Origin of the sequence: Antarcticimicrobium luteum, assembly GCF_004358185.1 — a bacterium.
GTDB lineage: Bacteria > Pseudomonadota > Alphaproteobacteria > Rhodobacterales > Rhodobacteraceae > Antarcticimicrobium > Antarcticimicrobium luteum.
Genome location: NZ_SMUV01000066.1, coordinates 1 through 25689 on the forward strand (window position 1 = coordinate 1; position 25689 = coordinate 25689).

At 67.1% G+C, this 25689-nt stretch carries 32 protein-coding genes; 13 read left to right on the plus strand and 19 right to left on the minus strand.

Features of this window, described 5'->3' with window-relative positions; genetic code table 11:
- A partial coding sequence (locus E1832_RS11490; protein ID WP_133359905.1) for an electron transfer flavoprotein subunit alpha occupies window positions 1–95 on the plus strand: 95 nt, incomplete at its 5' end.
- A gap of 134 nt (window positions 96–229) precedes the next feature.
- On the opposite strand, the gene E1832_RS11495 is transcribed toward E1832_RS11490, so the two are convergent.
- Complete coding sequence (locus E1832_RS11495) at window positions 230–1057, minus strand: DUF6473 family protein (RefSeq protein ID WP_133359906.1); 828 nt, start codon at window positions 1055–1057, stop codon at window positions 230–232.
- A gap of 184 nt (window positions 1058–1241) precedes the next feature.
- Between E1832_RS11495 and E1832_RS11500 the strand changes: the two genes are divergently transcribed.
- On the plus strand, window positions 1242–2117 hold the full coding sequence (locus tag E1832_RS11500; RefSeq protein WP_133359907.1) for a 3-hydroxybutyryl-CoA dehydrogenase: 876 nt from the start codon (window positions 1242–1244) through the stop codon (window positions 2115–2117).
- Between the two features lie 149 nt (window positions 2118–2266).
- Here the strand turns inward: E1832_RS11500 and E1832_RS11505 are convergent, their stop codons facing one another.
- Genes E1832_RS11505 through E1832_RS11535 form a run of 7 tightly spaced genes read right to left on the minus strand, consistent with a single transcriptional unit; the run spans window position 2267 to window position 7682 of the window.
- Entirely contained in the window at window positions 2267–3166 is a 900-nt protein-coding gene (locus E1832_RS11505; protein WP_425358971.1) for a lysophospholipid acyltransferase family protein, read from the minus strand.
- A 39-nt stretch (window positions 3167–3205) separates the two neighbouring features.
- Window positions 3206–3475, minus strand: coding sequence for an HPr family phosphocarrier protein (locus tag E1832_RS11510; RefSeq protein WP_133359909.1), 270 nt, complete (start codon window positions 3473–3475; stop codon window positions 3206–3208).
- Between the two features lie 9 nt (window positions 3476–3484).
- Window positions 3485–3883, minus strand: a complete 399-nt coding sequence (locus E1832_RS11515; protein ID WP_133359910.1) for a PTS sugar transporter subunit IIA — start codon at window positions 3881–3883, stop codon at window positions 3485–3487.
- Between the two features lie 21 nt (window positions 3884–3904).
- Window positions 3905–4789, minus strand: coding sequence for an RNase adapter RapZ (gene rapZ / locus E1832_RS11520; RefSeq protein ID WP_133359911.1), 885 nt, complete (start codon window positions 4787–4789; stop codon window positions 3905–3907).
- On the minus strand, window positions 4786–5235 hold the full coding sequence (locus tag E1832_RS11525) for an HPr kinase/phosphorylase (RefSeq protein WP_133359912.1): 450 nt from the start codon (window positions 5233–5235) through the stop codon (window positions 4786–4788). Before E1832_RS11525 ends, rapZ begins: the two co-directional genes overlap by 4 nt.
- Before the next feature lie 3 nt (window positions 5236–5238).
- Complete coding sequence (locus E1832_RS11530) at window positions 5239–6948, minus strand: sensor histidine kinase (protein ID WP_133359913.1); 1710 nt, start codon at window positions 6946–6948, stop codon at window positions 5239–5241.
- A gap of 32 nt (window positions 6949–6980) precedes the next feature.
- Window positions 6981–7682: a response regulator transcription factor gene (locus tag E1832_RS11535; RefSeq protein WP_133359914.1), complete on the minus strand. Its 702-nt coding sequence runs from the start codon at window positions 7680–7682 to the stop codon at window positions 6981–6983.
- Window positions 7683–8020: 338 nt separating this feature from the next.
- Between E1832_RS11535 and E1832_RS11540 the strand changes: the two genes are divergently transcribed.
- Window positions 8021–9619: a phosphoenolpyruvate carboxykinase gene (locus E1832_RS11540; RefSeq protein ID WP_133359915.1), complete on the plus strand. Its 1599-nt coding sequence runs from the start codon at window positions 8021–8023 to the stop codon at window positions 9617–9619.
- 111 nt (window positions 9620–9730) lie between these two features.
- Here the strand turns inward: E1832_RS11540 and E1832_RS11545 are convergent, their stop codons facing one another.
- Complete coding sequence (locus E1832_RS11545; protein WP_133359916.1) at window positions 9731–10498, minus strand: sulfite exporter TauE/SafE family protein; 768 nt, start codon at window positions 10496–10498, stop codon at window positions 9731–9733.
- A gap of 146 nt (window positions 10499–10644) precedes the next feature.
- Between E1832_RS11545 and E1832_RS11550 the strand changes: the two genes are divergently transcribed.
- Window positions 10645–12336 carry an acyl-CoA dehydrogenase family protein gene (locus tag E1832_RS11550; protein WP_133359917.1) on the plus strand — a complete coding sequence of 564 codons (1692 nt, stop codon included), beginning with the start codon at window positions 10645–10647 and terminating at the stop codon, window positions 12334–12336.
- 97 nt (window positions 12337–12433) lie between these two features.
- Here the strand turns inward: E1832_RS11550 and E1832_RS11555 are convergent, their stop codons facing one another.
- On the minus strand, window positions 12434–12922 hold the full coding sequence (locus tag E1832_RS11555; protein WP_133359918.1) for an SAM-dependent methyltransferase: 489 nt from the start codon (window positions 12920–12922) through the stop codon (window positions 12434–12436).
- Between the two features lie 89 nt (window positions 12923–13011).
- Between E1832_RS11555 and E1832_RS11560 the strand changes: the two genes are divergently transcribed.
- Complete coding sequence (locus tag E1832_RS11560; protein ID WP_133360051.1) at window positions 13012–13401, plus strand: META domain-containing protein; 390 nt, start codon at window positions 13012–13014, stop codon at window positions 13399–13401.
- Here the strand turns inward: E1832_RS11560 and recO are convergent.
- From recO to E1832_RS11590, 6 genes are all read right to left on the minus strand, one after another.
- Window positions 13385–14110 (minus strand): DNA repair protein RecO, encoded by a 726-nt coding sequence (gene recO / locus E1832_RS11565; RefSeq protein ID WP_133359919.1) that lies wholly within the window; start codon window positions 14108–14110, stop codon window positions 13385–13387. The genes E1832_RS11560 and recO overlap by 17 nt on opposite strands.
- A gap of 195 nt (window positions 14111–14305) precedes the next feature.
- Complete coding sequence (locus tag E1832_RS11570; protein WP_133359920.1) at window positions 14306–15232, minus strand: copper uptake system-associated protein; 927 nt, start codon at window positions 15230–15232, stop codon at window positions 14306–14308.
- 252 nt (window positions 15233–15484) lie between these two features.
- Window positions 15485–15856: a hypothetical protein gene (locus E1832_RS11575; RefSeq protein WP_133359921.1), complete on the minus strand. Its 372-nt coding sequence runs from the start codon at window positions 15854–15856 to the stop codon at window positions 15485–15487.
- 122 nt (window positions 15857–15978) lie between these two features.
- Window positions 15979–16311 (minus strand): DUF1491 family protein, encoded by a 333-nt coding sequence (locus tag E1832_RS11580; RefSeq protein ID WP_133360052.1) that lies wholly within the window; start codon window positions 16309–16311, stop codon window positions 15979–15981.
- Window positions 16311–17219 (minus strand): GTPase Era, encoded by a 909-nt coding sequence (era, locus tag E1832_RS11585; RefSeq protein ID WP_133359922.1) that lies wholly within the window; start codon window positions 17217–17219, stop codon window positions 16311–16313. Before era ends, E1832_RS11580 begins: the two co-directional genes overlap by 1 nt.
- A 120-nt stretch (window positions 17220–17339) precedes the next feature.
- Window positions 17340–18512: a MalY/PatB family protein gene (locus E1832_RS11590; protein WP_133359923.1), complete on the minus strand. Its 1173-nt coding sequence runs from the start codon at window positions 18510–18512 to the stop codon at window positions 17340–17342.
- 97 nt (window positions 18513–18609) lie between these two features.
- Between E1832_RS11590 and def (E1832_RS11595) the strand changes: the two genes are divergently transcribed.
- The 8 genes from def (E1832_RS11595) (at window position 18610) to E1832_RS11630 (ending at window position 24190) form a co-directional block, all read left to right on the plus strand.
- On the plus strand, window positions 18610–19128 hold the full coding sequence (def, locus tag E1832_RS11595; RefSeq protein WP_133359924.1) for a peptide deformylase: 519 nt from the start codon (window positions 18610–18612) through the stop codon (window positions 19126–19128).
- 1 nt (window position 19129) lies between these two features.
- Window positions 19130–19633 (plus strand): peptide deformylase, encoded by a 504-nt coding sequence (gene def, locus E1832_RS11600; RefSeq protein WP_133359925.1) that lies wholly within the window; start codon window positions 19130–19132, stop codon window positions 19631–19633.
- On the plus strand, window positions 19630–20127 hold the full coding sequence (gene def / locus E1832_RS11605) for a peptide deformylase (RefSeq protein ID WP_133359926.1): 498 nt from the start codon (window positions 19630–19632) through the stop codon (window positions 20125–20127). Before def (E1832_RS11600) ends, def (E1832_RS11605) begins: the two co-directional genes overlap by 4 nt.
- A 130-nt stretch (window positions 20128–20257) precedes the next feature.
- Window positions 20258–20713 (plus strand): MaoC family dehydratase, encoded by a 456-nt coding sequence (locus tag E1832_RS11610; protein ID WP_133359927.1) that lies wholly within the window; start codon window positions 20258–20260, stop codon window positions 20711–20713.
- A gap of 341 nt (window positions 20714–21054) precedes the next feature.
- Window positions 21055–21960, plus strand: a complete 906-nt coding sequence (gene fmt, locus E1832_RS11615; protein WP_133359928.1) for a methionyl-tRNA formyltransferase — start codon at window positions 21055–21057, stop codon at window positions 21958–21960.
- A 25-nt stretch (window positions 21961–21985) separates the two neighbouring features.
- Complete coding sequence (locus tag E1832_RS11620) at window positions 21986–22222, plus strand: hypothetical protein (RefSeq protein WP_133359929.1); 237 nt, start codon at window positions 21986–21988, stop codon at window positions 22220–22222.
- 10 nt (window positions 22223–22232) lie between these two features.
- Window positions 22233–22469 (plus strand): GlsB/YeaQ/YmgE family stress response membrane protein, encoded by a 237-nt coding sequence (locus E1832_RS11625; protein WP_133360053.1) that lies wholly within the window; start codon window positions 22233–22235, stop codon window positions 22467–22469.
- A 173-nt stretch (window positions 22470–22642) separates the two neighbouring features.
- Window positions 22643–24190, plus strand: a complete 1548-nt coding sequence (locus tag E1832_RS11630; RefSeq protein ID WP_133359930.1) for a caspase family protein — start codon at window positions 22643–22645, stop codon at window positions 24188–24190.
- Here the strand turns inward: E1832_RS11630 and rnhA are convergent.
- From rnhA to E1832_RS11645, 3 genes are read right to left on the minus strand one after another with little or no spacing between them, the layout of a single operon-like run.
- Window positions 24187–24645, minus strand: coding sequence for a ribonuclease HI (gene rnhA / locus E1832_RS11635; RefSeq protein WP_133359931.1), 459 nt, complete (start codon window positions 24643–24645; stop codon window positions 24187–24189). The two genes, E1832_RS11630 and rnhA, sit on opposite strands and share 4 nt — an antisense overlap.
- Window positions 24638–25231, minus strand: a complete 594-nt coding sequence (locus E1832_RS11640) for a class I SAM-dependent methyltransferase (RefSeq protein ID WP_133359932.1) — start codon at window positions 25229–25231, stop codon at window positions 24638–24640. The genes rnhA and E1832_RS11640 overlap by 8 nt, the downstream gene beginning before the upstream one ends.
- Window positions 25228–25683, minus strand: coding sequence for a DUF3429 domain-containing protein (locus tag E1832_RS11645; protein ID WP_133359933.1), 456 nt, complete (start codon window positions 25681–25683; stop codon window positions 25228–25230). Before E1832_RS11645 ends, E1832_RS11640 begins: the two co-directional genes overlap by 4 nt.
- Between the last annotated feature and the right edge of the window lie 6 nt (window positions 25684–25689).

Genomic DNA, 25689 nt, shown 5'->3' on the forward strand with positions numbered 1-25689 from the left:
AGGACGAAGAGGCGCCGATCTTCCAGGTCGCCGACTACGGCCTCGTCGCAGACCTCTTCACCGCCGTCCCCGAACTCACCGAAAAGCTGGGGTAAGGACGGGCGGCCCCGACGGGCCAGCCGGATGCAGACAGAAAGGCCCGCCGCCCGGCGGGCCTTTTTTCATGGCCGCCGGCCCCTTCCGTCACCCGTTGGTCAGACCCCGGTCAGTTCACGGTCAGGCGCCACGGTCAGTCCAGCGTGCGGATCGCCTCGGAGAGCCGGGCGGCGATACGGCGATGCATCGACGGCCCCGGCAAATGTTCGGCCGCCAGCGCCTGCAGCGGTCCGAACGCCATCCTCGCGGTCTCGCCGACCCGCCGGCCGGCCGGCACCACCGGCACCTCGACCAGACCGCGCGCGTCCGGGCGGATCCGGTCGATCATCGCGCGGGAAACCAGAAGCGGATCGGGCCCCAGCGGCGCGTCGTCCTGCGGCCGCCTGTCGTCGTATTGCAGCCAGAGCAGCAGCACCCGCCCGCCCAGCGTGCCCAACAACTGCTCCATCCGGTCGATCCAGAGCGCCCGCAACTCGTCCAGGACCGGCGCGAAGCGTGCCGGAGACTGACGGTAAAGCGTGGTGACGAGATGCTTGGTGAAATGGAACTGGGTGAAATCGACCTCGGGGTAGAGCGCGGCAAGGCGCCGGGTCGGAGCAAGGAAGCGGTCGTTGCGGCGCGGATGCACCCGGTAATACTGATTGCCGAGATCCTGCGCGCCGGGGATCTGCACCACGGTCAGCTCGGCCCCGGCGGCGATGCGCATCACGCCGGCATCGCGCAGGATCGCGCCCAGCCCGGCATTGATGCTGCCCAGATTGACGCAGCTTTGCCCCAGCGCCCGGTCGACCAGGGTGGGAAACGGCGCCTCGACGAAACGGCCGAAGGTCTCGCTGCCGCCAAGGAAGGCCAGATAGGGCCGGACCAGGTCGACGCAGGGGCCGCGCACCGGCAGCGCCGAGCCCGGAAAACGGCAAATCGGATCCTCGCGCGCCCCGGCGCTCGTCAATTGCATACTCATGATGGCCCCCGTCTGCCCCCAGTCTTTCGGTCCCCCGAGTTGGGTCCCGGGGCAGAATGGACGGGTTTGCGTTGCGATTCGGCTAATGGACGTATTTGATTAAAATCGAAGCGTTCGCCGGCCCTTGTACCCCGGCAGAAAGCGCCGGTATGGTCGGCGCGGCAACGCGGTGAAAGGCAGGGCGATGAACATTCAGACAGTCGGTGTGATCGGAGCGGGACAGATGGGCAACGGGATCGCCCATGTGATGGCGCTGGCCGAATATGACGTGATCCTGTCCGATGTCAGCCAGGACGCGCTGAACCGGGCGCTGGAGACCATCGAAGGCAACCTGTCGCGGCAGGCGGCGCGCGGCAGGATTTCAGAGGAGCTGGTGCAGGCGACGCTGAAGCGGATCACCACCACGCTGTCGCTGCCCGATATAGGCACCGCCGATCTGGTGATCGAGGCCGCGACCGAGCGGGAGACGGTGAAGCAGGCGATCTTCGAGGATCTGCAGCCGCATCTGAAGCCCGCCACGATCCTGACCTCGAACACCTCGTCGATCTCGATCACCCGGCTGGCCAGCCGCACGGACCGGCCGGAAAAGTTCATGGGGTTCCATTTCATGAACCCGGTGCCAGTGATGCAGCTGGTCGAGCTGATCCGCGGCATCGCCACCGATCTGGAGACCTACCAGGCCTGTCTGGCGGTGGTTGAGCGTCTGGGCAAGACGGCGGCCAGCGCCGAGGATTTCCCCGGCTTCATCGTCAACCGCATCCTGATGCCGATGATCAACGAGGCGGTCTATACGCTCTACGAAGGGGTGGGCAACGTGCAGTCGATTGACCAGTCGATGAAGCTGGGCGCGAACCATCCGATGGGGCCGCTGGAACTGGCCGATTTCATCGGGCTGGATACCTGTCTGGCGATCATGAACGTGCTGCACGACGGGCTGGCGGACACCAAGTACCGGCCCTGCCCGCTGCTGACCAAATACGTCGAGGCCGGCTGGCTGGGCCGCAAGACCGAGCGGGGCTTTTACGATTATCGCGGCGATGTGCCGGTGCCGACGCGCTGAGGCGCGCGGCGAAAGGCCAGGCAGGACGCGTTTCTTCTCTCTTGGCGCCGGAGCAGCGGCCGGAATGCCCGGCAGTCTCCGACCGCGATCGGGCCTGCGTGGCGGCGCGTCGCGCCTTCCCCGGGGCCGTGGTGGCTCTGTTCCGAGGGTTAGCTGCCGCTGTTGCCCAGCGCCAGCGTGTGCTCGCGCAGCCAGGCCATGAAGCCGCGCGGATCGGTCGCCAGCGGCGCCATCTGCTCGTCTGTCAGCGGCGCGCCGATCACCGGCGCCTGCGGTTTGTTGCAGGCGCGCACGATCTCGTGCAGCAGCAGCCCCTGGCGCAGGATCGGCGAGACCTTGCAGGCGATCTGATAGGCGCGCGAATTGCGGCCCGGGAAATAGATCGGCACCACCCGGGCACCGGATTTTCGGATCATCTTGGCGGTGAAGACGTTCCAGTCCCGCTCTATCGGCGGGCCGAGCCATCTGTCGGCGGACATCACCACGCCGGAGGGGAACAGCGCCACCACGCCGCCCTCGCCCAGATGCGCCATCGCCTTGGCGCGCATCTCGACCATCTTGCGCTGCGCGTCGGGGTCGTGCGGGAAGGGGACCGGGATCATGAAGGAGGTCGCGGCCTCGTCCAGACCGGTGAGCACCGAGCGGGTCAGAATCCGGTAATCGAGGCGGTTCCGACCGATCAGGTCGGCCAGGACCATGCCGTCGACCATGCCGTGGGGGTGGTTGGCCACAACCACCACGGGCCCCTCCGCCGGGATGTTGGCGAGCTGTTCGACCGGGGTCACAAGGTCGATCCCCATCACGTCGAGTGCGCCGCGCCAGAATTTCTGGCCGCGGTATTCGGCGTTCTGCTTTTCGAACTTGTTGACCATGCGCAGGATGCTGGGCTTTCCGGTGACCCACTCGATGGCCTTGATCGCAAAGGCGGTCCAGGGATCGTCGAAGGAATTGGCGTAGGTCAGCGTCCGGCGGTCATAGACCTCACCCTCTTGCGGCGCATCGACCGGGCCGGACATCCGTGAATTGCTGTTGTGGGCGGTATCGACCAATTTCTGTTTCCCGTTCATCGCAACGCGTGCCGGCGGCGCTCAGTAGTCTTCGCCGAACTTGTCGGCGACCAGCGCCTCGATCGCATCGGCCAGCGCCTCAGCATCCGGCCCCGATGTCTGCACGTCAATAGTCGTTCCCCGGGACGCTGCCAACATCAAAAGCCCCATGATACTGTCGCCGGCGGCGCTCAAACCGTCGCGCGACACCTCGGCTTGTGCGTCGAACCCTTCGACCACTTCGACCAGTTTGGCCGAGGCGCGGGCGTGCAGCCCTTTTTCGTTCACGATTTTCAATGTGCGTTGGGTCATTTCCGTCCGTCAGGCTTCGTTCGGGCCGATGTTGCGGCTGTTGATATACTTCCGACCCGCCTCCATGGCGCGGCGCACCGCATCGCCAACCGGCAGGTGGCGGCTTTTCGCCAGTTTGATCAGCATTGGCAGGTTGGCGCCGTAGAGGATGCGGCGGTCGGAGGGCCGGCAGGCGCGCAGGCTGAGGTTGGAGGGCGAGCCGCCGAACAGGTCGGTGACGATGACGACACCGTCGCCGGTATCGACCGAGTCGGCGGCGGCGGCGATCTCGCGCTGCTTGGCCTCGCGGTCGTGGTCAGGCTCGATCGAGACCGCGACCAGGCCCGGCTGCTTGCCGATCACATGCTCCACCGCGGCCAGATATTCCCTGGCCAGCCCGCCGTGCGCGACGATGACAATTCCGATCATCCGGCCCCTTACCCCTGGCCCCTACCCATTGTGCTGGCTGTCCAGCTCGCGGTGCCTAATTGACACCTGCCGTCCATCCTCCGCAAGGGCCTTGGCCAGGGTTTCCGCCAGCGCGACCGACCGGTGCTGGCCGCCGGTGCAGCCAAAGGCGATGGACAGGTGCGATTTGCCCTCTTCCGCAAAGGCCGGCAACAACAATCGGGTGAGGTCGAGCACGCGGTCGAAGAACGGCCCGAACCGCGGGTCGGCGGCGACATGGGCGGCGACGCGGGGATCGCGGCCGTCAAAGACGCGCAGGCCGGGCACCCAGTAAGGGTTGGCGAGAAACCGGCAGTCGAACACCATGTCGATGCCGCGCGGCAGCCCGCGCTTGTAGGAAAACGACTGCACCGTCAGCGCCAGGCCCGCGGCGCCGTCGGGGGCGAACCAGCGTTCGATCTCTCCGCGCAGCTGGTGCGGGTTGATGTCCGAGGTGTCGATCAGGACCTCGGCGCGGTCACGGATCTGAGCCAGCAGACCCAGTTCGCGGCGGATGCCGACCTCCGGGCTTTCGGCCGGGGCCAGCGGATGGCGCCGTCGGGTTTCCGAGAACCGGCGGATCAACACGTCCTCGCGGCAGTCGAGATAGAGCACGGTCGGCTCGATCTCGGGCCGCGCGGCGAGCCGCTCGATCAGATCCAGAAGGGCGGCTGTCGAGAAATCGCGGTTGCGCGGATCGATGCCCAGCGCCAGCGGGCGCGCCGGGTGCGGCCCGTCCAGCAGCAGCGGCACCAGCCGCAGCGGCAGGTTGTCGATGGCCTCGAAGCCCAGATCCTCAAGCGCGTGGATCGCGGTGGAGCGACCGGCCCCCGAGGGCCCCGTCACCAGAACCAGGCGCACGGGGCCGTTCTGCATCGCTGTTGTCATAGGGTTCTCTGACCGGTCCTGAGATATTGAGCAAGCGCTGCAGGGAAATGTGGCGCATCCACCCGCCAAAGCAAGATCACGGATTGTCCCAGCAGGTCAATTCGGCGCGCGGGCGGCAGCCTGTCCGGTTCGTCGCGGTCGAGATCGAGCAGGGCGAAGACCGGCGTCGGGCCGGCCGGCGCGGCGTGCAACAGCCCCAGGCCGCGCGCCTCGATCAGCCCGGCGATGGCCGCCGGTGCGCTGGCCATGACCCGGCCCCCGTCCCGCTGCAGCGCGACCCGGTCGTCGGCGACCAGCGCCGCCCCCAGCGCCATCAACTGCAGCGCCAGCGCGGATTTTCCGCGCCCCGAGGCACCGGTGATCAGCAGCCCGCGCCCGGCTAGCGCGACACAAGAGGCGTGCACAACGGTGTCGGGCGGGGGGGCGGCGTCGGCCGGGTCCGTCACGGCTCAGACCGGCAGGCCCACGACGAAGCGGGCGCCCAGCGGGTCAGAGGTGACGTCGGCCTCGGTCGGGCGGATATTCTCGGCCCAGATCACGCCGCCGTGGGCCTCGACGATCTGCTTGGAGATGGCTAGGCCGAGGCCGGAGTTGTTGCCGAAATGCTCTTCCGGGCGTTGCGAGTAGAAGCGTTTGAAGATCTTGCTGAGCGCCTCTTCGGGGATGCCGGGGCCGGTATCCTCGACCACCACCAGCACCCGGTTCTGCCGCTTGCGCGCCCAGACGCGGATCGCATCGCCCGGCTCGCAGAAGGAGATCGCGTTGGTGATCAGGTTGACAAAGACCTGCGCCAAGCGCGCCTCCAGTCCGTGAATGACGATCGGGTTGTCGGGCAGGTCGGTGATATAGTCGATGTCCCTGGCGCGGGCATCCTCGCCCAGATACTGGTTGAGGTTGGACAACATCGTCAGCAGATCAAAGCTTTCCTGATCTTCCTTGACCAGTTCGGCGTCGAGGCGGGAGGCGTTGGAAATGTCGCTGACCAGACGGTCGAGACGGCGCACGTCGTGCTCGATCACGTCGAGCAGCTTGTCGCGCTGATCCTCGCGCTTGACCATGCGCAGGGTGCCGACGGCCGATTGCAGGCTGGCCAGCGGGTTCTTGATCTCATGGGCCACGTCGGCGGCGAATTGTTCGTTGCCGTCGATGCGGTGATAGAGGGCGGCGACCATGCCCCGCAGCGCGCGCGACAGCCGCCCGATCTCGTCCGGGCGGGCCGTCAGGTCGGGGATGCGCACCCGGCCGGGGTTCATCTTGCGGGCGTTGCGGTCGCGGCCCAGCTCGGCCGCCTCGGCGAGATCGGCCAGCGGATTGGCGATGGTCGAGGCCAGCACCAGCGACAGCCCGACAGAGACCAGCAGGGCAACGATGAACATCTCCAGCACCCGCTCGCGGTCGCCGCGCACCAGCGCGTCGATCTCACCCGCGGGGCTGACCAGCGCCACCGCGCCCAACACCCTGCCGCCCTGCAGGATCGGGGTCACGGCGGCCAGTTCGGTGGCGGCGGCGGTATCGCGCAGGGTCGAGATGCGGGTCGCCCCCCCGTCCAGCACCGGCGCCAGAAGACTGTTCAGCCGATCCTCCACCGCGACGGGATCGGGTGTCGCCGACTGCGAGGAGAACAGCGCGGCCGCGCCCCGCCACACTGCCGAAAGCCCGTCACTGATGAGCGTGCGTCCGGTCCCGGGGTCAGCCGGTTGCGGCAGCCCGTCGCCGGTGCCCAGAGTCTTGCCCACGACAGTGCCCGCGGGGTCGAAGACCACCACCTCGATGCCGCTGCGCAGGGTCAGCGCGGCGAGCGTTTCGGCGACATCGACGCCGTCGCCGGTGACCAGGTTGACCGGGCCGCGGGCCGGCAGCTGTGCCTCGAAGACATTGGCGACCAGCCGGGCCTCGCCCGCCAGCGCCTCGGCGCGCTGCGCCACCAGGCTGTCGCGCGAGGCGTTGAGATACAGCAGCCCGGCAACCAGGATGATCAGGGCGATCAGGTTGAAGACGATGATCTTTCGCGTCAGCGGCGAGCCGCGCAGCGAGAAAAAGCCGCGCCGGTCACGCTTTGCGCGCAGCTCGGCAGACATGGTCTCGCGCGGGGCGACCCAATCGTCGCCCAGCACGACATCGCCGTCGTGATGCAAGTGAGAGACGCCGGTATCGCGCACGTCAACCCTTTCAAACAGATCCGGATCGGACCCTATTCCTCGTTATACCTGTAACCGATGCCATAGAGCGTCTCGATGGCCGAGAACTCGGGATCGGCGTTGCGCATCTTTTTGCGCAACCTCTTGATATGACTGTCGATCGTGCGATCGTCGACATAAACCTGATCGTCATAGGCCACGTCCATCAGCTGATCGCGCGACTTCACGAAACCGGGGCGCTGCGCCAGCGCCTGGAGCAGCAGAAACTCGGTCACCGTGAGCGAGACGTCGCGCCCCTTCCAGATCACCGAATGGCGCAGCGGGTCCATCCGCAGCTGGCCGCGTTCCATCACCTTGGCCTCGGGGCTGGTGCCGGCGGCGTCGCCCTCGACCGCCTCCTGCCGGCGCAGCAGCGCGCGGATGCGTTCGACCAGAAGACGCTGCGAAAACGGCTTTTTCACATAGTCGTCCGCACCCATCCGCAGGCCCAGAACCTCGTCGATCTCGTCATCCTTGGAGGTGAGGAAGATCACCGGCATCTGGGTTTTCTGCCGCAACCGCTGCAACAGGTCCATTCCATCCATCCGCGGCATCTTAATGTCGAGAACAGCCATGTCGGGCAGCTTCTTGTTGAAGGCGTCAAGCGCCTGCTGCCCGTCGTTATAGGTCTCCACCTCGAACCCCTCGGCTTCGAGGGTCATGGAAACCGACGTCAGGATATTCCTGTCGTCATCAACCAGCGCGATCTTTGACATTGGGGTGCACCTATCTGCTCATCACTGCCATGTTTTTTCCCTTATTCTGCCCTTTTTTCGCGTTGCGAATCAATCCTTAACTGCGAATCAGCAGAACAAACCGCCCCAAGGGGAACAAATATTCCTTAAGCATGGTTGAATTGCCGCAGGTTTCGGTGCGGGCAGCGGATTGGTTGCGCTAAACGTCGCCGTGGTTGCGCTAACTGCGCCAAAGCGTCCTGTTCATGAACTAAAACGTCATGCTAAGACCCGCCGCATCGGGCAATTTGGCCCGAGATCGCCCCGCACAGCGATAGAACGACACGCGACGCCAGCCGCCGCCACAGGAGAACGAACGCATGACATCTGGACGGGTCAACCCGCAATTCCGCCTCGAGGACCAAGGCATCGAGGGCCTGGGCAATGTCCATTACAACCTCATGGAACCGGCGCTGATCGAGGCGGCGCTGAAACGCGGCGAAGGCACCCTGGGCAACGGCGGCGCATTCCTGGTGACCACCGGCAAATTTACCGGTCGGTCCCCCAAAGACAAGCATGTGGTCAGGACCGACAGCGTCATCGACACCATCTGGTGGGAAAACAACGCCGCGATGTCGCCCGAGGGCTTTGATACCCTCTATGCCGACATGCTGGAGCACATGAAGGGCCGCGAGTTCTTTGTGCAGGATCTGGTGGGCGGCGCCGACCCGGCCTATGCCATCAATGTCCGCATGGTGACCGAGCTGGCCTGGCACGGCCTCTTTATCCGCCACCTGCTGCGCCGGCCCGAGCGCGCCGAGCTGGACAGCTTCCTGGCCGATTTCACCATCATCAACTGCCCCAGCTTCAAGGCAGACCCCGCGCGCCACGACTGCCGCTCGGACACCGTGATCGCGCTGAATTTCGACAAGAAGCTGATCCTGATCGGCAATACCGAATACGCTGGCGAGAACAAGAAATCCGTGTTCACCCTGCTGAACTACCTGCTGCCGGAAAAAGGCGTGATGCCGATGCACTGCTCGGCCAACCACGCGGTCGGCAACCCGGTCGACACCGCCATCTTCTTCGGCCTGTCGGGCACCGGCAAGACCACCCTGTCGGCCGATCCGGCACGGATCCTGATCGGCGACGACGAGCACGGCTGGTCGGACCGCGGCACCTTCAACTTCGAAGGCGGCTGCTATGCCAAGACCATCAACCTGTCGCCCGAGGCAGAGCCGGAAATCTATGCCACCACACATAAGTTCGGCACCGTGATCGAGAACATGGTCTTTGACGAGGAGACCTTCGAGCTCGACTTCCAGGATTCCAGCCTGACCGAGAACATGCGCTGCGCCTATCCGCTGGAGTATATCTCCAACGCATCGGAAAACGCGCTGGGCGGCCATCCGAAAAACATCATCCTGCTGACCTGCGACGCCTATGGCGTGCTGCCGCCGATCTCGCGGCTGACCCCGGCGCAGGCGATGTATCACTTCCTGTCCGGCTTCACCTCGAAGACCCCGGGCACCGAGCGCGGCGTGGTCGAGCCGGAGCCCACCTTCTCGACCTGCTTCGGCGCACCGTTCATGCCGCGCCGTCCGGAAGCCTACGGCAAGCTGCTGCAGGAGAAGATCGCCCAGCACGGCGCCACCTGCTGGCTGGTCAACACCGGCTGGACCGGCGGCGCCTTCGGCACCGGCTCGCGCATGCCGATCCGGGCCACCCGCGCGCTGCTGACCGCGGCGCTGGAAGGCTCGCTGAACGAGGCGGAGTTCCGCAAGGACGAGAACTTCGGCTTTGAGGTTCCGGTCGCGGTGCCGGGCGTGGACACCCAGCTGCTGGACCCGCGCCAGACCTGGGCCGATCAGGCCGCCTATGACGCGCAGGCCGCCAAGCTGGTCTCGATGTTCGCCGAGAACTTCGAGCAGTATGCGCCCTACATCGATGACGATGTGAAAGCCGTCGCCATCGGCTGATCCGGCCGATCAGAGAGAGACAGAGAGCCCCGGCGGAAACGCCGGGGTTTTTCTTTTGCCCAAGGGCGCGGCGGGCGTGCCTGAAACGTCAGGGCTTCGACCCTGCCCGCGTCACGCCATCAGCGCCCGGCGGATCAGGTTCAGCCCGGCCAGCAGCAGGATCGCCAGGGTCAGCTTGCGGAACACATCCTGATCGATGCGGTCATGGATGCGGCCGCCGATCCACATGCCGAAGAGCACCGGCACCAGCAGCGCCAGCGAGAACCACACCGTCACCTGGTTCAGCACGCCCGAGCCGACATGCCCCACCGTCAGCGCCACCGCGCCCAGCCCGTAGATCACCCCCTGAACCCGGATCTGGTCCGCCTTGGGTGTGCCCAGCGCGGTCAGATAGGCCACTGTCGGCGGTCCCCAGACCCCTGAGACGCCGCCGATCAGCCCGGCAAAGGCCGCCACCGCCGCCTCGATCCGGGCCGAGGGTGCGGCCATGTGGAACCGCAGCCCGGCAAGCTGCATCAGGCAGAAGGCCGAGATCATCCCACCGAGGATCAGCAGCATGACCCGCAGCGGCAGAACCGAGACCATCTGCGCGCTGGCCAGCAGGAACACGCCGCCGACGATCAGGAACACCCGGAACCGGCGGATGGAGGAAAGCGCTGCCGCCGGCCCCTGCCGCAGCGCCTGAATGCCGTTGGTCACCACCGTCGGCAGGATCAGTCCGGCGAGCGCCAGTTCCGGCGACAGAAAACTGCCCATGCCGGAGATCAGGATCAGCGGCAGGGCAAAACCCACCATGCCCTTTACCAGCCCGCCCATCAGCGCGATGGCGAAGGCAAGGCCGAGGTGGAGCGGGTCCATCAGGGAAAACAGCGCGGTCATGCCCCTCTCATAATCGCTGCGCCGGGACGCTGCACTGCAAAATTTATCACGCAACTATTGAACCAACGCAGGGCCTTGGGCGTATTTTTGTTGCGCTGCACCTGCGAAGTGATTAGGGACAAGCGACGCTACGGAGGATATGATTCATGGCCCATGATGGACAGGACCCGACGACGATGACCCAGACCGCCCTTCTGCCCGACCTGCTGACCCTGACCGCCGATGCGATCGCGCCGACCGAGGCGGTGCTGGAGGCCGCCAAGGCAAAGCTGCGCGAGACGGTCAGCGAGGGCGGACGCGTCTCGGCTGCGGCGCTGGAGGCCAATCAGACCGCCGCGCATGGGCTGTCCTGGCTGGCCACCTATGTCGAATCGCTGCGCCAGATGCAGGCCTGGGCCACCCGCCTGCGCGAGCAGGGCCGGTTCGGAGAGGTCGAGCAACTGATCCATCAGATTGCCTTTGGCGAATACCTGGCGCAGATCCGCGGCGGCATCCCGATGAGCCAGGGCGAGATCGTGCGCCTGTCCGATCTGGGGCTGACCGCCGCAGACTCCGCCGCGCTGGACAGCGACGCCATCGCCACCCTGACCGCCACGGGCAACACCCCCGCCGCGCGCCACCGCCTGGTCGAATTGATGCAGGAACGCGCCGCCGAGACCACCGTGGGCGCCACCGGGCTGGAGGAAGAGCTGGAGATGATCCGCGACCAGTTCCGCCGCTTTGCGGTGGAAAAGGTCGAACCCTTTGCTCATGACTGGCACCTCAAGGACGAGCTGATCCCGATGGAAATCATCGATGAGCTGGCCGAGATGGGCGTCTTTGGCCTGACCATTCCCGAGAACCTCGGCGGGCTGGGCCTGTCGAAGGCGTCAATGGTTGTGGTCTCCGAAGAGCTGTCGCGCGGCTATATCGGCGTCGGCAGCCTCGGCACCCGGTCCGAGATCGCGGCCGAACTGATCCTGGCCGGCGGCACCGACGAACAAAAGGAGCAATGGCTGCCCCGGATTGCCAGTGGCGAGGTGCTACCCACCGCGGTGTTCACCGAACCCAACACCGGGTCCGACCTGGGCAGCCTGCGCACCCGCGCGGTCAAGGACGAGAACGGCGATTACGTGGTGACGGGCAACAAGACCTGGATCACCCATGCGGCGCGCGCCAACGTGATGACGCTGCTGGCGCGCACCGATCCCTCGACCTCCGACTACAAGGGGCTGTCGATGTTCCTGGCCGAAAAGACCCCGGGCAATGAGGACGATCCCTTTCCGACCCCCGGCATGACCGGCGGCGAGATCGAGGTGCTGGGCTATCGCGGCATGAAGGAATACGAGCTGGGCTTTGACGGTTTTCAGGTCAAGGGTGAGAACCTGCTGGGCCAGGAAGAGGGCAAAGGCTTCAAGCAACTGATGGAAACCTTCGAATCGGCCCGCATCCAGACCGCCGCCCGCGCCATCGGCGTGGCGCAGTCGGCGCTGGATATCGCCATGCAATACGCACAGGACCGCAAGCAGTTCGGCAAATCGCTGATCGCCTTCCCGCGTGTCTCGGGCAAGCTGTCGATGATGGCGGTCGAGATCATGATCGCCCGCCAGCTCACCTATTTCAGCGCCTGGCAGAAGGACCACGGCAAGCGCTGCGACCTCGAGGCCGGGATGGCCAAGCTCTTGGGCGCGCGGGTGGCCTGGGCTGCGGCGGACAACGGGCTGCAGATCCACGGCGGCAACGGCTTCGCGCTGGAGTACAAGATCAGCCGCGTTCTGTGCGATGCGCGCATCCTCAACATCTTCGAGGGGGCGGCCGAGATCCAGGCGCAGGTGATCGCGCGGCGTCTGCTGGGGTGAGACGCGCCCGGAATACTCAGGGCCGGAACAGACGAGAGGGCGCAGCCACGACGGCGGCGCCCTTTTCCGTGAGGCATCGCCGCGCCGTGGCTGTCTGCTAGATCCCGGGCGGGATGTCGATGCCGTCGTGCCACGGCTTGATATCCACCACCGGAGTCATGTCAAAGGCATCGGTGGCGTCGATGCCGATGACGCCGCGCACCGCATCGAGCGTGGTGATCCGCACCACCGCCATGGCGATCGGGTTGGGCCGCACCGGCGAGCGCAGCGAGAACACCCCGCGCGGATCGGGCCGGTGGTGCGGCGCCTGCACGATCAGGTCGCGCCGGCCCCTGTCCATCCAGTAGAGCACCCAAATCGCCTGCCCCTCCTCCAGCCCGGCGAGCCCGCGCGCATAGACCGGGTCAAGCTCGATCCGGGCATTGCCACCCCCGCTGGCGCGCGCCTGGGTGAGATTCCGGGGCGCATCGCCCCTGGCCCAGTCCGAGCGGATATGACCGATGAAGGCGACCCCCGCCTGCGCCCGGTCGCCGGGGTCGAAATCGAGCTGTACCTCGCCTTCGCGGATGTCGCGTTCCTCTGCCATGCGGCGGTCCTCCTTTTGGCGGTTCTGCACCGAGTACAGCCGCACGCGGCGCTTTGCGCAAGCCGCCCCGGCGTGTCATGCTGTCGCTCATGCGGCTGCTTTTTCTAATCGCCCTGCTGGGCCTCGACATGTGCGCGAAGGACGAGACCGTCGCCGGGTTCGGCGCGGCGGATCGGGTCTGGCATCTCGCGGAACTGGACGGTTCCCCCTTCCCCGCGACCGCGACTCTGGCCTTTCCCGAGCCGGGCCAGATCGCGGGCGAGGCGCCCTGCAACCGCTATTCCGGGGTGATGACCACACCCTATCCGTGGTTCGACGCCGGTCAGCTGCTCTCGACCCGCCGCGCCTGTCCCGAGCTGGAGGCGGAGCAGGCGTTCCTGTCGGCGCTCACCGCGATGACCGAGGCCGAGGTGGCGACCGGCACGCTGATCCTGCGCAACGCGGCGGGGCGCGAGATGGTATTCAGATCCGCCGAGTGAACTGATCGACAAAGCGCGCCCGCGCCTCCGGCAGCGGCGTGTGGCCCAGCGCCGGGGCCAGCCGGTGCTGCAGGAAATAGCCGGTGGTGCGCAGCCCCTCGGCGATCTCGGCATCCGGCGCCGGCCCGTCGCCGCGCAGACAAGGCGGCAGCGGCAGCATCCGGTCGGCCCAGTCCCCCGCGCCGTGGCGCGACACCGCCCGGCCCGATCTGGGCGAGACATAGATCAGTTCATCATTGACCCCGGTGGCGGCGCATTGGCTGAGGTCGAGGCCAAAGCCCAGCTCTTCCAGCAGGGCCATTTCCCAGTTCAGATAGGCCAGCGGCCATATCTCGTCCTGCCCCAGCAGATCGAGAAGCTGTTCGGAGCGGCGGTAAAGGGCGCCATGCACCTCGCGTTCCGCCAGCGCGAAGGAGAGCAGCGCGGTGACCGCGTTCAGCCCGGCCAGCGCCAACCGGCCCGACAGCGCGGCGGCGGCCCGGCTGCGCAGCGGTTCCGCGCGGTAAGTGCCGATATGGTCCTCCAGCCGCGCCCGCCAGATCAGGTCGAGCTGCGCGCCGGGTTGCAGCACCGGCGCCTGCTTGCGGCTGGCGCCGCCGGGCACCACACCGGCATGGCGGCCGTGGGATTCGGTAAAGACATCGATGATCGCCGCCGCCTCGCCGTGACGCCGCAGGCTCAGCAATATGCCATGATCGCGCCATTCCATGCCAAGACCTTGTGTCAGATGTGCCGGCTCACTTCCAGATCGGGTGATGCCGGCCGCAGAATACACCGGGGCCGCCGCCGCGAACACAGCCATCCTGCGACCGGCAGTGGAAAACCGACGCGCCCCAGCGCTGCGGTCGGAAGTGGCCCCGCCCGGACGCCGGACCCGGTCAGGCCCGGCGCCCTGTTGGCACCGTCAGTGTTGGTGGTCATGACCCTGACGGCCGATGACCACCGTGCCCTCGAAGGAATTGAGCCGCGCGATGAAGGCGGCGCCCAGCGGGGCCTCGGCGCCGTTCACCTCGGCGGCCAGCAATTCGGCATCGGCGTGTCCGAGCCCCATCCCGACGAAGGTCGCGGCGTCGACGAGGCTTTGCCCCGAGCAAAGTTCGACGAACCAGCCGTCGGCATCCTTGCGCAGGAAGGCGCGGCCGCCCTGGCCACCCTGGCTCCAGCCGGCCACGGCCACTGGGCCGCGCAGGGTGATCGGCTCGACCGTCAGCGGCGCGCCGGGACGGTCGAAGGTGCCCATCAGCAGCGCGCGGATCTGCTCGGGATCGCTCATCCCTGCCATCGCCGAATGATCCATGCTGCCGTGATCCATCGCCGAGTGGGTGGCGGCGGAGTGCTGCATGGACGAATGATCCATGGCGGCATGATCGGCGTGGGCGTGTCCCGCCGCCCGGTCGGCCGGGCCGACCACGAACTCGACCGCCATTTCGCCTGCGGACTCGAAAACCAGCGTGGCGGGCACCCTGTCGCCCTCGTGCAGGTCGGCGGTCAGGCCCATGAACATGATGTGCCTTCCGCCCGGCTCGAACGCGGCGCTGTCATTCTCCGGGATGTCGACGGCTTGGAGCGGATGCATCTTCGCGACGCCGTTCGCGTCCACCTCGGTCACATGCATCATCACCCTTTCGGAGAGCGCCGAGCGGACCGCGACCAGCCGCTCGGGGGCGTGACTGTCGTTGGCGACCACCATATAGCCGGCCGCCGCCATCGCCCCGGGGGCGGGCAGCGGGATGTTGGGGTGGATGACCTCGAGGTCACCAAGCGTGAATTCATGGGCCTGGGTCATGGTGGCCGCGAGGCCGAGGGCAAGAAGTGCGAGAAAGCGTTTCATGTGTCACCTGTTGGAACTGTGTGAAGGTTGATCGCCCTGCCCGGCGGCCGAAGCCGCCCGGCGAGGCCGGAATGCAGGCGCGAGGGCGGGACGGACGCGCGCGGAATGCGCCATCGCCCCGGACGCCCCGGGGACGGGGAAATGAACGGACCCCTGGCACCGCGGCCCCCTGAAAGCAGTGATTGAACGATGGATGCCCGTCCCCGCGCAGAAAAAACGGGGCGCAAATCACCGACGGCGATCAGGATCGGGTCAGATGCGCGGCGGAGCCCGGGCGAGGCGGATCGGGTCGAGCGCCTGCGCCTCGGCGCGGCGGAAGTCCGGCGGCACGATCTCGGCAAGCAGCACGGTGTCGACCGGGTGCGGATCGCCCGCCGTGGCAGGCGCGAAGGCGTTGGAGGCGATCTGGCAGAACTGGCAGGGCGCGGGTTGTCCGCGGGTGCCGCCGGACCCGCCGGCCGCGCCGCAAAGGTCGACCGCGACACCGAGTGAGGCCTGCACGGCGGCAAGCCCGGCCTGGGAGCGGTCCGGCGCGCGATGCGCCAGCGCCGCAGCCGCCAGGGCCACGGTGAACAGCGCGATCAGCGCGGCCTCGAAGAGGCGCCTGGGAACAAGCCGGGTCACGAATTTCGCATAGCACGGGACGCATTGTCTGAGAAGCGTTTCGCGGGGTGGTGCGGCCGCCTACGCCGCGGCCCGGTCAGAGGGTGCAAAGGGTCGGGATCACCCGCCCCGCGTGCCGCACGTCAGTCGGCCAGCCCGTCCTCGTCCAGCAGGTGGCGGCCCTGCCTGTCCTCGACCTCGATCACCCACAGATCGGGGTCAAATCCGCGCTGGCGGGCGATGGCGTCATCGACCCCGGCCTCGTCGCCCCGGGCCAGTTCGATCCAGCGCCTGGCGCCGCTGTCCAGATCGAAGCCGCGCTGGAACAGGGTCGCCTGACCGTCCAGCGTATTGAGCTTGATCAGCACCGCCCCGGCGGTGTCGTCGCCATGCGCGGTGACAAAGGCGGGGATGTCGTTCAGACGCAGGCGGGTCAGATAGGCCTGCACCCAGAAGGAGCTGACCAGTCTGCCGATCACGTATTGCCGTCCTTGAACTCCAGCCCCATCTCGGAATAGCGCTCGGCCTCTTCCAGCCAGTTCGGGCGCACCTTGACCTGCAGGAACAGGTGCACCTTGCGACCGAGGAACTCTTCCAGTTCCTCGCGCGCGGCCTTGGAGACGGCCTTGATGGTCTCGCCCTTGTGACCCAGCACGATGCCCTTGTGGCCGTCGCGCATGACATAGACCAACTGGTCGATGCGGGCCGAGCCGTCCTTGCGCTCTTCCCAGTTCTCGGTCTCGACGGTGAGCTGATAGGGCAGCTCCTGATGCAGCCGCAGGGTCAGTTTCTCGCGCGTCATCTCGGCGGCGATCATCCGCATCGGCAGATCGGCGATCTGGTCCTCGGGATAAAGCCAGGGCCCCTCGGGGATTTCCTTGGCCAGCCATTTGCGCAGGTCGGCGACGCCGTGGCCCTTTTCGGCGGAGATCATGAAGGTCTCGGCAAAGGGGTAGCGGTCGTTCAGATCCTTGGCCAGCGCCAGCAGGGTCTCGGCCCGGACCCGGTCGATCTTGTTGATCGCGAGCGCCACGGTGCGGCCCTTACCGATGTCGGCCAACCCTTCGAGGATGCGCTCGACGCCCTCGGTAACGCCGCGGTGCGCCTCGACCATCAGCACGATGATGTCGGCATCCGCCGCGCCGCCCCAGGCGGCGGCGACCATGGCGCGGTCGAGCCGGCGGCGCGGGCGGAACAGGCCCGGCGTGTCGACAAAGACGATCTGCGCCTCGCCTTCCATCGCCACGCCGCGGATGCGGGCGCGGGTGGTCTGCACCTTGTGGGTGACGATCGACACCTTGGCGCCGACCATGGCGTTGGTCAGCGTGGACTTGCCCGCGTTGGGCTCTCCGATCAGGGCGACGAAACCGGCGCGTGTGGTCATGGGATTCCCCTGGTTGAACTGCCGTTGCGATAGAGGATTTCGCAGGGGTTGGCTAGGGCAAGGGAAAACAGGCCGCGCCCGGGTGCCGGGTGCGGCCCGCCGTGAGGCGCCGAAGGAGGGTTATTGCAGGTCCGAGAAGGCCGCCATGAGCCGGTCGCAGGCCTCTTCGATCCGCGCCCTCTGGGTGCCGAGGTTGAACCGCAGGAAGTTGTCGCCGCCAAGCCCGAAGGTGGGGCCGTGGTTGGCCGCGATCCTGGCCTGCTGTTCGACCCGCGCGGTGAACTCCTCGCGCGCCATGCCGGTGCCCGAGAAATCGACCCAGGCCAGGAAGGTCGCCTGGAGCGGCATGGATTTCAGACCCGGGATGTCGTCGATGGCGGCATCGAAGATCTTTCGGTTGGTGTCGAGATAGACCATCAGCTCATCGACCCAGGCTGCGCCCTCGGGCGAATAGGCCGCGGCCGCCACCGCCTCGCCCACCGAGTTTCCGGCGAGGTTCAGCGCGCTCATCCGCGCGGCAAACCGGGCGCGCAGCCCGTCGTCCGGGATGATGACGTTGCCGGTGTGCAGCCCGGCGACATTGAAGGTCTTGGACGGCGCGGTCAGCATGATCACCCGGTCGTTGACCGAGGGGTCGACCATCGTCATCGGGATGTGCTTGTGGCCGGGGAAGACCAGATCGTGGTGGATCTCGTCCGAGATCAGCAGCAGGTCGTGCCGCTTGCAGAAATCGGCAATGCCCTGCAATTCCGCCCGCGTCCAGACCCGCCCGCCGGGATTGTGCGGCGAGCACAGGATCACCATCTTCTCCGCGCCGGTCATCTGCGCATCCCAGGCGTCGAAATCCATCCGGTAGAGGCCGTCCTCGATCGGCATCCCGCATTCGACCACCTTGCGCCCGGCGTTGCGGATCACCTTGGCAAAGGCGTGATAGACCGGGGTGAAGAGGACGATGCCGTCGCCCGGATCGGTAAAGGCGTCAAGGCACATGCCGACCCCGTTCACGAGCCCGGTGGTGGTGAAGATCCAGTCCCGCTCGACCGTCCAGCCGTGGCGGTTCTGCATCCACCAGCGGATCGCGCCGGTATATTCGGCACTGTAATCGGCATAGGCGAAGATCCCATGATCCGCCATGTTCCGGACCGTGTCCTGCACCACCTTGGGGGCGCGGAAATCGGTATCGGCGACCCACATCGGCAGGCCATCCTCGGCGGACACGCCATAGATCGCCTCCATCTTGTCCCATTTGGTGGAATGGGTGCCGCGGCGGTCGATAATCTCGTCGAAGTTCATGCGGAGTCTCCATTTGATCGTGGCGGAGGCTACTCAGAATGCCGGCGGGTGCAAGGGGGGCGTTGCGGCGAGCCGAATCATCACCTAAATCAGGGCCATGAAACGCCCGATCCTGATCCACCCCGACCCCCGGCTGAAAAAGCTCTGCGCACCGGTCGCCGATCTGTCCGACGATCTGCGCAAGCTGGCCGACGACATGCTGGAAACCATGTATGAGGCCCCGGGCATCGGCCTTGCCGCGCCGCAGGTCGGCGTGCTCGACCGGCTGATCGTGCTGGATTGCGTCAAGGAGACAGAGGGAACCCCGCGCCCGCTGATCATGTTCAACCCCGAGGTGCTGGCCCACTCGGACGAGACCAGCACCTACGACGAGGGCTGCCTGTCGATCCCCGAGCAATACGCCGAGGTGACCCGCCCCTCCGAGGTCGAGGTGGCCTGGATGGACCGCGACGGCAACGCCCGCAAAGAGACGTTCGAGGGCCTTTGGGCGACCTGCGTGCAGCATGAGATCGACCACCTGAACGGCAAGCTTTTCATCGACTATCTGGGTCCGATGAAACGGCAGATGATCACCCGCAAGATGCAGAAGCTGAAGCGCGACAGGGCGCGGCCCTGAGATGGCGGTACTGCCGATCCTGCGCTGGCCCGATCCGCGTCTTGCCACGGTTTGCGATCCGGTGACGCAGGGAGAGGATCTCTCATCGCTGATCGAGCAGATGTTTCAGACCATGTATGACGCCCCCGGCCGCGGCCTCGCCGCGCCGCAGGTCGGCGTGACAAAGCGGTTCTTCGTGATGGATGTGACCTGGAAAGAGGGGGCAAAGACCCCCGTCGCGATGATCAACCCGCGCATTCTGGATCGCTCGGACGAGATCGTCGCGGGCGAGGAGGGCTGCCTGTCGATCCCCGGTGTGCTGACCGCGATCGAGCGGCCGGCGCGGGTCGAGATGGAATGGACCGACGCGCAGGGCGATGTGCAGCGCCGCTGGCTGGACGGCTTCGCCGCGCGTTGCGCCCAACATGAATATGATCACCTCGACGGCGTGGTGACCTTCGACCGCCTCGCGCCGGTGGCCCGCGCCGAGGCGATCCGCCGCTTCGAGGATATGGCCCAGGCATGACCGCCCGCCCCTGCCTGCCCTGGCCCGACAAGCGGCTGCGCACCCCCGCCGAGCCGGTGGAGGAGATCACCGACGGGATCCGCGCGATCTGGGACGACATGATCGACACCATGGAGGCGATGCCCGGTGTCGGCCTCGCCGCGCCGCAGATCGGCGTGATGCTGCGGCTGGCCGTGGTCGATGCCTCGGAAGAGCGCGGGAAAGCCGTCCGCATGGCCAACCCCGAGATCCTGCACGCCTCGGTCCAGCCGCGGGCGCATGAGGAGGCGAGCCCGAACCTGCCTGGCGTATCGGCGAAAATCGAACGTCCGCGCGCGGTGACGGTGCGGTTTCTGAACGAACGGGGCGAGGTGGAGGAGCGCGATTTCGTCGGGCTCTGGGCAACTTCGGTGCAGCACCAGATCGACCATCTGGCGGGCCGGATGTATTTCGACCGGCTGAGCAAGGTGAAACGCGACATGCTGCTGCGCAAGGCCCGCAAGCTGGCTGGCTGACCGGCCAGGTCACGGACACATCCCGGCGAAATGACGCGGCGTTCCCCGGCCCCCCGGCGATTTGACCATTGCATCCCGCCGGGGCCATGCCCCTTTTCAGGGGGACGAGAACCAGTCAGGGAGCGCGCATATGGCTGAGGAAACACTGAACTTCATCCCCTTTGAACGTTTCGAAATCGGGCAGGTGCAGGAATTCGGCGCCTATGAGGTGACCAGGGAAGAGGTCATTGAGTTCGCCGGCAAGTATGACCCCCAGTTCTTTCACCTCGACGAAGAGGCGGCGAAACAGTCGCTGTTCGGCGGGCTCTGCGCCAGCGGCTGGCACACCTGCGCAATGACCATGGCGATGATGGTCGAGAATATGGACAAGACCGGCCGGTCGCTGGGCTCGCCCGGTATCGACGCGCTTCGCTGGCTCAAGCCGGTCTATCCCGGCGAGGTGCTGTCGGTGCGGATGGAGGTGCTCGAGCTGACCGCGTCGAAAAGCCGCCCGATCGGCTTCGTGAAAAGCAAGGTGACCGTGCTCAATCAGGACGGCGTGCCGGTGATGGAATTCATCAGCAACGGCATCTTTCCGCGCGGGTAAGGCGAAGTGTCCTGACACTCTGAGACGGCGGGAGGGGTTGCCCCCTCTCCGCGGCTCGCCCCACAGAGCAAGCCGCGCAAGCGCCGGACCGGGGGCTGGCGCGCGCAACAGCGGATCGGCGCGCTTTAATCCCAGCCAAACCCGGCCTCCATCCGAACGGCACGCTGACGTTGACACAGCGCCAGACCGCGGGCCGGTCCGGCGCTTGCGCGGCGGCCTGCGGCCTCGATTCCGCGCCAGGAGACAGGGCTGGGAAGGGTGCCGCCAATGCTGGACACCGGGCGGCGCATGGCTAAGGTGCGCCGCGATGGCGAAGCCAGCGACAAAGCGGAGGTCTGACGATGCGCATCATCTTCATGGGTACCCCGGATTTCTCGGTTCCGGTGCTCGACGCGCTGGTGGGCGCGGGGCATGAGATCGCCTGCGTCTATTGCCAGCCGCCGCGCCCGGCGGGCCGTGGCAAGAAGGACCGGCCGAGCCCGGTGCAGGCGCGGGCGGAGGCGCTGGGGCTGCCGGTGCGCCATCCGGTCAGCCTGAAGGGAGCAGAGGAACAGGACGACTTCGCCGCGCTGAACGCCGATGTGGCCGTCGTGGTCGCTTATGGGCTGATCCTGCCGCAGGCGGTGCTGGACGCGCCCGCCCGGGGCTGCCTCAACATCCACGCGAGCCTGCTGCCGCGCTGGCGCGGCGCCGCCCCGATCCACCGCGCGATCATGGCGGGCGATGCCGAAACCGGCGTCTGCATCATGCAGATGGAGGCCGGCCTCGACACCGGCCCGGTGCTGCTGCGCAAGGCCACGCCGATCGGCCCGGAGGAGACCACGGCGGACCTACACGACCGGCTGTCGGAGATGGGCGCGGCGCTGATCATCGAGGCTCTGGCGCGGCTGGACGATCTGGAGCCCGAGCCGCAGCCCGAGGCGGGTGTGACCTATGCGCAGAAGATCGACAAGGCGGAGGCGCGGGTGGACTGGACCCAACCGGCCGAGGAGGTCGACCGCAGGATTCGCGGCCTCTCCCCCTTTCCCGGGGCATGGTGCGAGATCGACGGCGAGCGGGTGAAGCTGCTGGCCTCGCGGCTGGTTGACGGCGCTGGCGCGCCCGGCGAGGTTCTGGACGAGGCCCTCACCATCGCCTGCGGCAGCGGCGCGCTGCGCCTCACACGCTTGCAACGGGCAGGCAAAGCGGCGCAGGATGCCGGTGTGTTCCTGCGCGGCCGTCCGGTGGCAAAGGGCACACGGCTGTGACCGGCGCGCAAAGGAGGCGGGCGGGATGTTTCTGACGCTGTTCGGCACCGTGGTCATCGCGGGGATCGTGGGCTATGCCTCTGAGAAGACCGGGTTCACCCACAACGGTTACTTGCAGTCGATCATCATCTGCGTCGGCGGCGCGTTTCTGTTCTATTTCATCCAGATCATGTTCGGGATCGGCTTTCACTCTGCCGGGGTGAATGCCGTCGTCTCCTCGATCGGCGCGCTGATCATCGTACCGTTCCATTGGCGGAGGTAGGGATATGGGTATGGGTATCATCGCGCTGATCATCATCGGCGCCGCAGCGGGGTTCCTGGCCACACGCATGATGAAGATGGAGGCCGACATTCCCACCACCATGCTGATCGGCATCATCGGCGCGCTTCTGGGCGGTCTGATCCTGCGGGCGTTGCTGACCATGATGGGGGCGCTGTCCGGCTTTGTCGGCGCGGTGCTGGGGGCGATGCTGGTGATCTGGCTCTGGCAGACATATTTCCGGCGCTAAGGGGGCGGTCGTGGACGGCCCGGCGGCGCTGCGCGCCTTGTTTCCCGGCACTTCGTTCACACCGGCCATTCGGATTTACCGGGGCAGCCGTTCATCCGCTGCCCAGACCGAGGACATTTGAAAACCGGTCGGTTTCGCCTAGACTGCCGTTGTTTCACGGCAAGAGGCCGGCCATGCGTTTTCTGTCGCTGATTTTCGCCCTGCTGATCCTGCCCTCGGCCCTTTGGGCCGGGCGGGTGGCGCTGGTGATCGGCAATGCCGCCTATTCCGCGGTGGCCCCGCTGGACAATCCGCGCAACGACGCCGCCGCCGTCGCTGCGGCGCTGACCCGGCAGGGTTTCACCGTGCTGCGCGGCGACGATCTGGGGCGGATCGGCATGCGCGACACGCTGCGCAAATTCCGCGACATGGCCGACCGGGCCGATATCGCGCTGGTCTACTACGCCGGCCACGGCATCGAGATCGGCGGGACCAACTACCTTGTCCCCGTCGATGCGCGGCTGGAGGACGAACGCGACGCGCCGCTGGAGATGGTCGATCTGGATCTTGTTCTGCGCCAGATTTCCGGCGCGCATGTGATGAAGATGGTGGTGCTGGACGCCTGCCGCAACAACCCCTTCGTCGTCCGGATGCAGCAATCCGGGGGCAGCCGCAGCGTCAGCCAGGGGCTGGCCGATCTGCGCACCGATCAGAGCGACACGCTGGTCGCCTATGCCGCCGCCGCCGGTGCCATTACGCCGGACGGGACAGAGGGCGGAAACTCGCCCTTTACCGCCGCCTTTCTGGCCGCGCTGGACGGGCCGCCTGCGGATGTGCGCCGGGTGCTGGGACGGGTCCGCGACCGGATGCGCCAGTCGGTCCCCGGGGCGGCGCCCTTTGTCTATTCCTCGCTGGGCGGCGGCGAATATGTGATCAACCCCGCAAGTGGCGGCGGCGCGCCGCAGCCTGCCGCCGCCGCGCCGCCCGCCCCCGCCTCCGGGCCGTCGCTGGCCGAGGATTTCGTGCGCATCGACCGCGACGGCACACTGGCCGACTGGGATGCCTTTCTGATCCGGCACGAGGGGCAGAGCGACCATCCGCTCTATGCTTTTGCGCTGGAAAAACGCGAGGCGCTGCGCCGCGCCGCCGGCACCGCGCCCGGCGGGGGCCGCGCGGGCCTGGCCGCCCCGGAACCGGATCCGCAGGGCGCGGCGCGGCCAATCCGCGCCCCGATCTCCGCGCCAGTCTCCGCACCGGCCCCGGCGGCCCCCGCCGCCCCGTCTGTGGTGGACCTCGCCCGCGACATTCAGCGCACGCTGCGCGCCAGCGGCTGCTACCGGGGCGGCGTCGACGGCATTCTGGGACCCAATTCGCAGCGCGGGCTCGACGGGTTTGCCGAGGCGGCGGGCATTTCCCTGCCGACCGTCGCGCCGGACGATGCCGCGCAGTTGCTGCGCATCCGGACCCGGCTGGAGCAACACGCCGGGACCGAATGCAAACAGGTGCCGGTGCGGACGACCACGCGGCAACCGGCGGCCGCGAAACCGCCCGCCTCCGCCCAGGGCAGGGCCGGAACCAGGAGGACATCGCCGTCTGTCTCCGGCTCCGGCGCGGCGCAATCGGATCGGGGAACAGTCGGCAATGTCACCGGCGCACAGACACGCAAGGACACGACCAAGCTGGCGCCGGTGGTCTCATCGGACTGCATCGGCGCGCGGCGCAAGTTCTACGACTGCGACTAGGCTTTTGCCTTGAACGGCTTCATGCCCTCGCGCGCCAGTTCGTCGGCGCGCTCGTTCTCCGGGTGGCCGGCGTGGCCCTTGACCCATTTCCAGGTCACCTGGTGGCGCACCTGCGCCGCATCCAGCCGCTGCCAAAGCTCGGCGTTCTTGACCGGCTTTTTCGCCGCGTTCTTCCAGCCGTTCTTTTTCCAGCCGAAGATCCAGCCGGTGATGCCGTTCTTGACGTAGTTGCTGTCGGTGATGATGGTCAGCTCGGTCGGGCGCGTCAGGCTTTCCAGCGCGTTGATCGCGGCCAGAAGCTCCATGCGGTTGTTGGTGGTGGCCGCCTCGCCGCCCTTCAGCTCGCGCTGCTTGACGATCACGCCGTCCTCGATCGCGTGCAACAGCACGCCCCAGCCGCCCGGGCCGGGATTGCCGGAACAGGCCCCGTCGGTATAGGCAAACAGCTCAGCCATGGGCGATCACCGAAATCCAGGGGGACACGGTTCCGTCCAGCCCCTCGCCTTGCCCATGTTTGATATCGGTGGGGGTAAAGCCTGCGGCGCGCAGGTAATCCATCAGGTCATCCTCGGTGTAATAGGTGTAAAGCCGACCGATGCGGTCGCGGGCCTCTCCCTTACCCAGCTTCAGCCCGATCAGAAAGACTCCACCGGGTTTGAGCGCGCGGTGCAACCCGGACAGGTGGCGGGGGAAATCGGTCCGGGGCGCGTGCAACAGGCTGAAGTTGGCCCAGATCCCGTCATAAAGCGCCTCGCCCGCGATGTCGTCGAATGTGGCGTGTCGCGCGGTCACCCCCGGATGACGCGCCGCCATCTCCACCATCGCCGCAGAGGCATCCACCGCATCGACCGCCAGCCCCGCTTCGGCCATCCTGGCCGCCGCGGCGCCGGGGCCGCAGCCCAGATCCAGCACCCGTCCGCCCTCGGGGCAGGCGGCGATAAAGGCCACCAGCCGCGGGTCAGTGGTGTTGTATTGATCCGTCATCCCGGCGTACTCCGCCGCGCGGTCGTCATAGATGGCGATTGTCTTTGGATCGCTCACAGCACCACCCCCACGGCAAGACAGGCCAGGATCACCACCGCCATCGGCAGCCGCAGCCGCATCCACCAGGGCGGCGCCAGCCGCCAATAGGCAAAGGCGAGGTCCAGAAGCAGCAGCCCGGCAAAGCCGAAGATCAGGTTCATCGCGGCCGAGACCGGCCCGCCGCCGGTCATCGCGAAGGCCCAGATCGCCGGAAGCGCCGCCAGCACATGGGCCGCAGCGCCCGCCGGGCCGCCGCCCCGGGTAGCAAAGGCGAAGAGCGCGCCGGACATGAAGCTGAGCAGCACCGAGCCGAAGAAAAGCTGCACGTAAGGCCCGACGAAGCGCGGCCCCAGATGGCTGGCGCCCCAGGCCGCCAGATCGCCGTTCAGATAGGTCGCCGCGCCCCACAGAAAGGGGATCAGGGCCGTCAGCCCCAGCAGGCGCGGGATCGGGGGAACACCTCTCAACATGCGGCG